The 10,052-nt window shown below is 59.8% G+C and carries 11 protein-coding genes; 2 read left to right on the top strand and 9 right to left on the bottom strand.

The features are described 5' to 3' along the window. Window positions 1-37 precede the first annotated feature (37 nt). The 6 genes from NW860_RS00960 to NW860_RS00935 all read right to left on the bottom strand — a co-directional run bounded on the left by NW860_RS00960 (window position 38) and on the right by NW860_RS00935 (window position 5,811). Window positions 38-619: a tRNA-(ms[2]io[6]A)-hydroxylase gene (locus NW860_RS00960; RefSeq protein ID WP_414411312.1), complete on the bottom strand. Its 582-nt coding sequence runs from the start codon at window positions 617-619 to the stop codon at window positions 38-40. 140 nt (window positions 620-759) lie between these two features. Continuing rightward, window positions 760-1,830: a 3-deoxy-7-phosphoheptulonate synthase gene (locus NW860_RS00955; protein ID WP_414394176.1), complete on the bottom strand. Its 1,071-nt coding sequence runs from the start codon at window positions 1,828-1,830 to the stop codon at window positions 760-762. A gap of 463 nt (window positions 1,831-2,293) precedes the next feature. Continuing rightward, window positions 2,294-3,097, bottom strand: coding sequence for a DUF2993 domain-containing protein (locus NW860_RS00950; protein WP_414511948.1), 804 nt, complete (start codon window positions 3,095-3,097; stop codon window positions 2,294-2,296). A gap of 21 nt (window positions 3,098-3,118) precedes the next feature. Beyond that, window positions 3,119-3,562 (bottom strand): hypothetical protein, encoded by a 444-nt coding sequence (locus NW860_RS00945; RefSeq protein ID WP_414410294.1) that lies wholly within the window; start codon window positions 3,560-3,562, stop codon window positions 3,119-3,121. Between the two features lie 212 nt (window positions 3,563-3,774). Continuing rightward, window positions 3,775-4,386, bottom strand: coding sequence for a hypothetical protein (locus NW860_RS00940; protein ID WP_414411315.1), 612 nt, complete (start codon window positions 4,384-4,386; stop codon window positions 3,775-3,777). Window positions 4,387-4,602: 216 nt separating this feature from the next. Further along, window positions 4,603-5,811 carry an aminotransferase class I/II-fold pyridoxal phosphate-dependent enzyme gene (locus tag NW860_RS00935; protein ID WP_414511947.1) on the bottom strand — a complete coding sequence of 403 codons (1,209 nt, stop codon included), beginning with the start codon at window positions 5,809-5,811 and terminating at the stop codon, window positions 4,603-4,605. Between the two features lie 609 nt (window positions 5,812-6,420). On the opposite strand from NW860_RS00935, the gene hpf reads away from it, so the two are divergent. Then, complete coding sequence (gene hpf, locus NW860_RS00930; protein WP_414420501.1) at window positions 6,421-7,002, top strand: ribosome hibernation-promoting factor, HPF/YfiA family; 582 nt, start codon at window positions 6,421-6,423, stop codon at window positions 7,000-7,002. 357 nt (window positions 7,003-7,359) lie between these two features. Here the strand turns inward: hpf and NW860_RS00925 are convergent, their stop codons facing one another. From NW860_RS00925 to NW860_RS00915, 3 genes are all read right to left on the bottom strand, one after another. Then, the gene (locus NW860_RS00925) at window positions 7,360-7,731 is read right to left on the bottom strand and encodes a hypothetical protein (protein ID WP_414511946.1); all 372 of its coding nucleotides are present in this window, start codon (window positions 7,729-7,731) and stop codon (window positions 7,360-7,362) included. Next, the gene (locus NW860_RS00920; RefSeq protein WP_414511973.1) at window positions 7,707-7,850 is read right to left on the bottom strand and encodes a hypothetical protein; all 144 of its coding nucleotides are present in this window, start codon (window positions 7,848-7,850) and stop codon (window positions 7,707-7,709) included. Before NW860_RS00920 ends, NW860_RS00925 begins: the two co-directional genes overlap by 25 nt. Before the next feature lie 203 nt (window positions 7,851-8,053). Further along, entirely contained in the window at window positions 8,054-8,326 is a 273-nt protein-coding gene (locus NW860_RS00915; protein ID WP_414511945.1) for a hypothetical protein, read from the bottom strand. Window positions 8,327-8,543: 217 nt separating this feature from the next. On the opposite strand from NW860_RS00915, the gene NW860_RS00910 reads away from it, so the two are divergent. Then, on the top strand, window positions 8,544-10,052 hold the full coding sequence (locus tag NW860_RS00910; protein WP_414511944.1) for a UbiD family decarboxylase: 1,509 nt from the start codon (window positions 8,544-8,546) through the stop codon (window positions 10,050-10,052).

Here is a 10,052-nt window from a genome sequence, read left to right as displayed (position 1 = left end):
AACTGGCCAGCCGCTGCTGTGTCGCTTGGAACTGGAGCTAGCTGTGGACACGAGGCTCGGGGTGGAGGGTAGAGAGGATCTCGGCTTCTACTTGCAGCAGGGTGTCCAGACGCTCCTGCACCTGGTCGGCGGGGAACTGCGCCAGGGCCAGATCCAGATACAACTGCCAGTGCCGTTCTTCAGCCGCTGCCAGCCAGAGGTAAAACTGCCGCAACTCGGGATCGGGGAGGTGAATTCCCAGCAGGCTTAGGCGTTCGTGGCTGCGAGCTTCGATAATGGCGGCCACTAGCAGTGCATCCAGAAGATGCTCTGGCTCATGGCGGCGCAGGTGCTGGTTGAGGCGGCTGGCGTAGGGAGCCGCTGGCAAAGGCCTAAGCGGGATCCCCAGCCGCTGCAGATGGCGATGGACTCGCTCAAAATGCTGCAGCTCCTCCCGCGCCAGCGGCGACAGAGCTTCCACCAGCTGCCCGTTGGCTGGGTAGCGGAAGAGGAGACTGAGGGCGTTACCCGCCGCTTTTTTCTCGCAGTTGGCGTGGTCTAACAAGACGAGGTCGAAGTGACGAATGGCCTGATCGATCCAGGCCGCAGAGGTAGGGGAAGCCAGTTGGAGGGTAACCACAGGTTCGAGAAAAGCGCAAAAAAGTTTTGTCAAGAACAGTTTCTCTGCCCCTTCTCCGCCAGGGGCTTGGGAAGAGGGACAATTGGATCTTAGCGTTGCCCCTCTCCCTGCTTAGACAGCCCTGGACAAGGCTGGGGCATTTAGTGGCTTAGGGCCAAGGTCTTTCCTGCCACAGTTGCCGCCATTTCCTCCAGGAGCTCCTCCGTCTCCTCCCAGCCGATGCAGCCGTCAGTGATGGAGACGCCGTACTGGAGCGGTACCCCCTTCTGCCAAGTTTGCTTGCCCGGCTTGAGGTTGCTCTCGAGCATGAGTCCCATCAAAGCCCGCTGCCCTTCCTGGTATTGCCGCAGCACTGCTCGACAGACGGATCCCTGCCGGCGGTAGTCTTTGTGGGAGTTGTCGTGAGAGCAATCCACCATCACTGAGCGCGGGATCCCTTGATCCTTCATTAGCAAAGCCGCCCGCGCCACATCTTCCGGCCCGTAGTTGGTCTTGCCGCCGCCCCCCCGCAACACGATATGCCGGTCGGGGTTGCCGGTGGTTTTTACCAAAGCCGTCATGCCGTCTTGGCCAATGCCCAGAAAACTGTGGGGGTGGCTAGCGGACACGATAGCGTTGAGGGCAATCTCCAGCCGCCCGTCAGTGCCGTTCTTGAAGCCCACGGGCATGGAGAGGCCGCTGGCCATTTCCCGGTGGGTCTGGCTTTCAATGGTTCTAGCGCCGATGGCCGCCCAGCTCACCAGATCAGCTGTGTACTGAGGAGTCACTGGATCCAGCATCTCTGTGGCGCAGGGCAAGCCCAGCTCGTTGATCTGCAGCAGGATGGAACGGGCCAGTTGCAAGCCGGTGGCGATATCGCAGGAGCCATCCAGGTGGGGATCGTTAATGAGGCCTTTCCAGCCCACTGTGGTGCGAGGCTTCTCAAAATAGGTGCGCATCACAATCACCAGGTGCTCGCGGGTTCGGTCGGCCACCCGCTTGAGGCGATGGGCGTACTCTATCGCCGCTTCCGGATCGTGGATGGAGCAGGGTCCAACAATTACCACCAAGCGATGGAGATCCCGTCCGTGGATGATGTCGCGGATGGCCTGTCGTGTGGAGAGCACCACCTGGGCGGCCCTTTCCGTGAGGGGCAGCTTGGCTTTGACAGCAGCAGGGGTGATCAAGGGAGTTACCTCTTGAATGTTGCAGTTGTCGGTTTGGGGGGGCATAGCACCGTCGTCCTTATTGCTGCAATGCAAGTGAGGGATTAAACCACCGAGCCATCAAAAAAGCCCTGGCTCTAGGCCCAGGGCTTCAGGACGGACTCGAGTAAACTTAGCTTCTGAGTTTACGCGCCACCCTTCCGCCCTGGTTGCCGCCAGGGAAAGGTAAAGTAGCCAAAAAAGGTAGCGCGCCAGGTCATTTCCAGAGCAAGGAACTCGAAATCTGACGGATGAGACGAGTATAGCGAAAGTATACCCGAAAAGAAACCGAATTTGCCAAGGCAGGTTTAGGTTCTAGGCTGCTCCCAGGCTTCCCCAGTAGATCAGAAAACGAGGAGCCGCCTTCCGCTGCTGCAGTCTGACAAGGCCGTAGCGGCAAGAGCCCCGCAAGCCTGGCAGGAACCGAGGCCATCAGCCCATCTCGGCGGGTAGACACGCCCCAAGCCTGGGGGATAAGCAGGGATCCCCACTAGGATCCCGTCAGCGCCTCCAAGCCCTCAACCCGCACAAACCCAATGACCTGCATTTGGTCAGCGGCTATCTCCAGCTTCAGTACCCGCACCTGGATCCCCAGCTCTTCCAGCTCTTGCAGGTCAAACACCTTGCTGAGTCCTCCCAAGAACGCCTGGGTGATCTCGTCAGGAACCCGCACCGAGCCGATGGCAAACTCTGGCTCCTGGAGCTGCAACCTGCGTCCCTCTTCCACCTGGATCCCGGCGTTGAACACTACCTCAACTGCCTGCTCCCTGCTGCCGTCTTTCTCCACCAAGAGAGCGGCAAGTTGGATGCGGTCAGGCTCCAAAAACTTGGCGCGCGGCTGGCGCAGTTCAAAATAGCGGGGTTCGTTCCCGCCCCCACCCAAGGGCAGATCTGCCTGGATCCGCTGAAACTGCCTGAGCACCTCAGGCGAGTTGAGAGCAGCATTGAGATCCTCCTGACGCACCACGACCTGAAATGCTGCTTGCAGGGGCTGTCTCAGCCGCAAAGGAGCTCCTTGGAAAAAAGCAGGGTCGATAGCGACTGGGTCGGTTTCCAACTCCAGAAGCTCCAGGCGCGGAAAGGGTGCCCGGTACAGCCCCCGCCCGGCAACTAGAAGGCGCTCCGCCTGGCCATTGAGTAGGCGGTAGTTAGGCTGGCTCTGGATGCGTACCTCCAAAACCTCTGCTTTATCCAGCTGGGTTAGGAGCATTTGGCGCGCTGCCTGCTCTGCCCAATAGCCTGCTCCTGCCCCCAAGGCGGCCAGCAAGGCCACTAAGGTTGCCAGGATCTCCATCCTTGCCGCCGCAATCTGGCCTCACACAGGCTCGCCCGCGGATCCTTTGTGAGGGCTGGCTTCAATGGGTCGGTTGCCAAGAAAAGTTTTGGCAACCTTCAGACCACCTGCCATCACCGGGCGGTTGAGGGCGGGGTCATGGACGAATTTGAGGCCAGAGGCAACTATTGGGCGCCCTTCGCCCCAGGTATCGACCACTTTTAGCGTGGCAGCCGCAACTGGACGTCCATCCGCAAAGTAATCCACCACCTTTAGGGTGGAGGCCCCTACTGGTCGCTGGTCGATCTCAATCTCGCTGAACTTCACAGGGCTGGGAAACACTGGCGGGCCGATCCTCTCTCCCCCCTCCTGAGCAGCCGGTAGATCAGCACTGGCAGGCCGAGGAGCCAAATTGAGGCCGTTGCCTTGCTCCGGAGAAGTTTCTTGCTGCGGCAGCGGGCTGGGAAGACCCGTGGAAATGGCCATAGGAACCTCCTCCGTTACAGACGATTAACTTTGGAACAGGCTTTTGCCATCCTCAGCCCGGATCAAGAAAGCTGGGATCGGCGTCTCCGGATTGCTAAAGCTAAATCCTGAAGATATTCTAAACTAAGTCTAGCCTGGGATCTGCCTTTCCCTTCAGCTGCGAAACACTAGCGAGAAGAGAGGGAGCAGGAGAAGCTTAGCAGGCTGGGACGCTAGTGCAAGGAGTACTGCAATACATAGGCCCCCTCCTGGCTTGGCTTGTAGGTGTTGGCTCGGAGGGTGTACGTGCCGCTGCGAGGCAAAAAGGCAATCAACAGGGCATCGGTGCCGCCACCCTGGTCGTCATCCCAAGCCATCACCTTCCCCTCCGGATCTAACAGTTGCAAGAAGGCATCGAAGTCAGAGCTGGTCAAGGAGGCGACCAGGATTTGGCCAGGGCGAGCAGTGATAGGGTATTCCTCCATCCAACTGCCATCTTCCGGGTGCTGAAGGGATCCCGCGTGGAGGCGGCCCGATAGGGTTTGCTGCCAATTGACCTGCGTGAGGGTATAGGTCAGCCGGTAGGAGCCGCTGGCAGCCGGCTCAAAGCTAGTGGCCCGCAGGGTGTAGGTGCCTTCCTGCGGCAGCCGCACTGCCAAGAGGGCGTTGACATCTAGGCCCGAGTCATCATCAAAGCCGATCACCCGTCCCTGCTCGTCCACCAGCTCCAGATAGGGGTCAAACTCTTCACTCTCCAAGGCGGCAATCAGGATTTGCCCAGCCTTGGCCACAACAGGGATCCCATCCCAGTAGCTGCCATAGGCGCGACTAACCTTGTCCTCCACTGTGAGGCCTCCCCTTAGGGTCTGGCTGTCTCTTCCTAGGACAGATGCCAGTGGGGCTCTCCCTAGGTCTAATAGCTGGCAGCCCCCTGTCAGGGCCACCCAGCTAAAGGCTAGCCAGGCTCCCCAACGGCGGAACAGTGGAGCAATAGGAGGCAACTTCCCCATCGAGGCTCTGGATTTCAATTCTACCCCCCAGAAGGGGGACAAGGACGGCCATCACAGCTCCTCCCAAGCTTGCAAGACAGCCTCTAGGGCCAGCCGCCCGTGGCTGAGATGGGTTCCTCCTTGTAAATAGACAATGTAGGGCTCCCGCAGCGGTCCATCGGCGGAGAGCTCCGCGCTGCTGCCGGCCACAAACGTGCCCGCCGCCATCACCACTGGATCGGCGTAGCCGGGCATCACCTCTGGAATTGGGGTGAGATAGGAATCTACCGGGGAGCTGCTTTGGATAGCGCGGCAAAAGGCCTGCAGCTTCTGTGGGGATCCCAGTTGAATGGCCTGAATGATGTCAGTGCGGGGTGCTTGGGGCAGCGGAGAGACGGGATAGCCTAAGTCATGGAACACCTGGGCGGCCAGGTGAGCAATCTTGACGGCCTCGGCCACCATTTGCGGAGCTAAGAACAGCCCTTGGAACAGCAGGCGGTTGAGATCGAAAGTTGCTCCTCCTTCCGAGCCGATCCCCGGTGCCGTCAGCCGGCAGGCAGCTTTCTCCACCAGTTCGGCTCGCCCTGCCACATAGCCCCCTGCTGGAGCCAGGGTGCCACCTGGGTTTTTGATTAGGGATCCAGCAATCAAATCTGCGCCTACGTGGGTGGGCTCTTGGGTTTCCACAAACTCGCCGTAGCAATTGTCCACCAAGACCACCACTTCGGGGTTTTGCGCCTTGACCACCTGGATCATCTCGGCAATCTGGGCAATGGAGAAGCTGGGTCGCCAGGCATAGCCACAGGAGCGCTGGATGTAAACCAAGCGTGTTTGCGGCTTGAGGGCGGTTTTCAAGGCCTGCCAATCGACATCTCCTTCCCGCAGATCCAACTGGCGATAGGTAACACCGAACTCCCGCAAGGATCCCTGGCCGGATCCCCTTATCCCAATGACCTCCTCCAGAGTGTCGTAGGGGGGGCCAGTGATGGCCAACAGCTCATCCCCTGGGCGCAGCACCCCAAACAAAGCACAGGCAATGGCGTGGGTGCCGGAGACCATCTGCAGCCGCACCAGCGCCGCCTCGCAGCCCATGATCTGGGCAAACAATCGGTCCAAAACCTCCCGCCCCTGGTCGTCGTGGCCGTAGCCCGATACGCCGGCAAAGTGATGGGAGCCCACCTGCTGGTCGCGGAAGGCTTGCAATACCCGGGCCAGGTTCTGCCTGAGAACTTGTTCTATTGCCCAAAACCGTTCCCCCAGGGCCGCTTCCGCTCTGTCCAACAGCTCAACTACCTTCGACGGGATCCTTGCCAACTCCCCCCCTTTTCCACCCCAACTTGCTTCGAGAGCAATCTCCAGAAGCCGAAGGCCACTTTTTGGGCCTACTGACGCCAATATTGGTGTGGAATCCTGATCTTGATAGAAAGCTTAACTTCAGTCAACATCTCTTCACTTCCTTTGGTTATTAGCTTAGCTAGTTTAGACAAGGCAGCCAACGTCGCTTCTTGTATAATAGGATAAAGTAGCACGGCAGTTCCAAGCAAAAATAAGGGAGTCGCTTAGCTGGCTAGGAAAGCCAGAAGGAAGTTGTGGACCGCAGTTCGGCAGGAGAGGGAAAATTCCGGTCGTTTAGTCTCCCGAATTCAGCAGGGAAGTTGGATCAATCAAAAATTAAGGCAATCTAAATTTATCCTTAATCTCCAGTTCAAAGCCAAGAGTGAGGTGTTAACCTAGACTTAACTCCAAAGGTTAGTGCCCTTGCAAAAGCCGCACTTTAGTCAACTTTCATTGCCCCCTTTGGCCAGTTGGCGGGCGGGGAGGGTGGGGAGGCTTCTTGCAAAGGTTAGGCACTCACTTGAGGCGTAGACTGACACACTCGGGAGAGTTTCCATGGCGAAGCTTGTGATCCAAGGAAAAAACATCGAAATTACCGATGCCATCCGCAGCTACGTTCAGGAAAAAATTGAGCGAGCTGTTAGCCATTTTGCTCAGATCACCAGCGAAGTGGATGTCAATCTGTCGGTAGCCCGCAACCCCCGCATCAGTGCCAACCAATCTGCCGAAGTTACCGTTTACGCCAACGGCACTGTCATTCGAGCGGAAGAAAGTACTGAAAACCTTTACGCCAGCATCGACCGAGTGGCCGACAAAATAGCCCGCAAGCTGCGCAAGTACAAAGAGCGCAATGGCGTTCACCGCATCCGCCATTCTCCCAAAACTTCAGTGGCGGTGGCCCAGCAGCCGCCCACAAATCCTGTGAATATGAATCGGCAAGCGGAGCTGCCCCCTGAGGTAGTGCGCACCAAGTATTTCGCCATGCCGCCCATGACGGTTGAGGAGGCGATGCACCAGTTGGAGCTGGTGGATCACGACTTCTACGTGTTCCGCAACATCGAAAACGGCGAGATCAACGTCCTCTATGTCCGCAAGCACGGTGGCTATGGCTTGATCCGCCCCCACCCTAGCAGCTAGCTGCAAGATGCTTGGCAGCCCCGCTGTAGGCTCCCCATTTTGCCCTAGCGATTGCGTCTAGCCTTCGTCTAAGCCCTCAGACGCCAAGAGACTTCCCAACAGGCAACAGCTGGTGCAGGAACTGATCCTGGCGTTGGCGCAAGCTGCCCAGGTCAGGCCCATGGTTGAGCAAGACGAAATAGGTGCCATCTGGCAACTGTCCCAACATCATCAGGCGATTGGGGGCCGATCCCACCTGGGCGACCGTGCCCGGAAGCAGGGTGCGCAGCTGCAGGGGGCTGTGGCCAAGGCCGGCTACAGGTAGGATCCGCGCTGGATTCTCGTATGGGGCTGCCAGCAGATGCTGCCACAGATGGGTCAGGGCACGGGGGGAGAGTGCAGTTCCTGCCCCTCTAGACGAATCTCTGCTTCGCTGGGGAGGAGGGCAGGATCCAACTGGGCAGCCGGCTCAGTTACCAGGCGCCGCCGCAGGTACTCCACCAGGGCTCTGGGGCCTCCCAGTTCCGCCAGCAGGGCTGCTGCCATGGCCCGGTCGATGTTGCTGTTGAGCATCTGCAGCAGGGATCCCAAGGGCGGCGAGGTATAGCTAACCAGGCAATGGAGCTCAGCAGGCAGTTCCTCTAGCGTTGATCCAGAGCCGCCGAGGGCTACAGGGTAGGGCTGTTGGGGATCCCGAAGGAGTTCGGTAAGCCGGCGGGCGCTAGCTAGAGCGTCGGGCTGGCCCAGCAACGGAAGGGGGGCACCACCTTTACCTCGCCGTCAATCTGGCGAATGCCAAGGCCGTGCAGGTGGCGCGCCAGCTCGACGACATTGGCCTCCCGGAAATAGGGATCCCCGCCCCCCACCACAACCAAGTCTCCCTTCAGGCGCTGGCCGGAGCGATAGCCGGTGGTGTAAAGCGATGCTCGTAGCCCCAGGTCTCTAGCGCCATCAGGCTGAGGGCCAACTGATCCAAGGCTCCTACCGGCAAGGGTTGATCTAGGAGGTGCTCGGCCAGCAGCTTGCCTTCGGCTGTCCAGAGCAGGATCCCTTGCTGGGAGAGGGCCCCTCCTTAGGCAGCCAACCCCTGCAAAAAGCCCGACAAGACCACAGTGTAGGGAGAACCTTGCTCCTGGAGCGGTTGCTCACGGGGCCACCAGGGCGGAAGGCCAGGCGTGCCGCTAGGAGAAGGCAGGGGTGGTGGCGGAGTAGGGATGGGAGGGAAAAGATCCTGGGTGGAAGAGGGAGCCGCAGCCCTCCAGCAGATCCCCAAAACCAAAGAGCAGGCTAGGGGGATCCCTGCCCAGAAGCAACGGGAGCGCAGCCCTGGCGGGATGGACAACATGCTGACCTCACAGGCAAGACTTGAGGCTACTCTACTGCCATGCAGAGGGTTCTGGCAAATTGCTTTGCCTTGCCGCTAGGCAGTTGGCCGTAAAGCCAGGAGAGTGGACTCCTGCCTACAAGAGAGGCCAAGATGAGAGCACAGCAGTACTGCCCTTGGAGGAAGACATCCGGCCTGCCTTGCGGGTTGACCCTCAGCTTTTGCAAGTGCTCCCTTCATGCCCAGAGATCTGCGCCGCTTCATTGCCCTCCTAGAATCCCGTGGCCAGCTCCGCCGCGTGACCGCCGAGGTGGATCCCGAGCTGGAAATTGCCGAAATTGCCGATCGCCTCTTGGCCTGCGGTGGCCCGGCGCTGCTGTTTGAGCGGGTCAAGGGATCCTCCATGCCTCTGCTCATCAACGCCCTGGGCACAGTGGAGCGCATCTGCTGGGCGCTGGGGATGGAGCGGCCGCAAGAGCTGGAGGAGCTGGGAAAGAAGCTGGCCTTGCTCTACCAGCCGCGCCCGCCAAAAGACCTTGCCCAGGCGGTGGAGCTGGGACAGGCGCTGTTCCGCGTCTTCAAAGCTCGACCCAGCCGGGAGCTGCTCCCTCCTTGCCAGCAAGTGGTGCTGCGCGATGAGGCGGTGGATCTCACGCAACTGCCCCTGTTGCGGGTCTATCCCGGCGACGCTGGGCGGGTGCTGACCTTGGGCCTGATGGTTACCAAAGATCCGGAAAATGGCATTCCCAATGTGGGGGTGTACCGCCTGCAACTGCAAAGCCGCAATACCATGACGGTGCAGTGGCTGTCGGTGCGGGGGGCAACTCGGCATCTGCGCAAGGCGGCGGCCCTGGGCCAGAAGCTGGAAGTGGCAGTGGCCATCGGGGTAGATCCCGCCGTGATCCTGGCGGCGGCCACGCCCTTGCCGGTGGATCTCTCCGAGTGGCTGTTTGCCGGCCTCTACGCCGGAGAGGGATTGCCCCTAGCCCGCTGCAAAACGGTGGATCTGGAAGTGCCGGCCCACGCCGAGATTGTTCTAGAAGGCACCATAACCCCAGGGGAGGTGGCCCCCGACGGTCCCGCCGGGGATCACATCGGCTACTACGGCCCTCGCAACGAGCAGGCTCCTTTAATTCGCTTCCACTGCCTCACCCACCGCCGCGATCCGATTTACCTCACTACCTTTAGCGGCAAGCCCCCCAAGGAAAACGACGTGATGGCCCTGGCCCTAAACCGCATCTACACCCCCATCCTTAGGCAGCAGGTGCCGGAGATCGTGGACTTCTTTTTGCCGATGGAGGGCCTGGGCTACAAGGTGGCCATTTTGTCCATTGACAAGGCCTATCCCGGCCAGGCGCGGCGGGCGGCCCTGGCTTTTTGGAGCGCCTTGCCTCAATTTAGCTACACCAAGTTTGTGATTGTGGTGGATAAGGACATCAACGTGCGGGATCCGCGGCAGGTGCTTTGGTGTCTGTGCTCGCGGGTGGATCCGCAGCGGGATGTGTTTATTCTGCCGGACAACCCCTTTGACGCCCTGGACTTTGCCACCGAAAAACGGGGTCTGGGGGGCAAAATGGGAATCGACGCCACGACCAAGATCCCGCCGGAAACGGACACCCCTTGGCGGCAGCCGCTGGCTCCGGATCCGGAAGTGGCTCGCCTGGTGGATCGCCGCTGGGCGGAATACGGCCTGGCCGATCTCAACTTGCAGCCGGCGGATCCGCGCCTATTTGGCTACGAGTTCTAG

It is taken from the genome of Synechococcus sp. F70.1 (genome assembly GCF_047502745.1).
Classification (GTDB): Bacteria; Cyanobacteriota; Cyanobacteriia; order Thermostichales; family Thermostichaceae; genus Thermostichus.
Note: the sequence above shows the minus strand (reverse complement) of the source record. Positions and strands in the feature narration are given on the sequence as shown.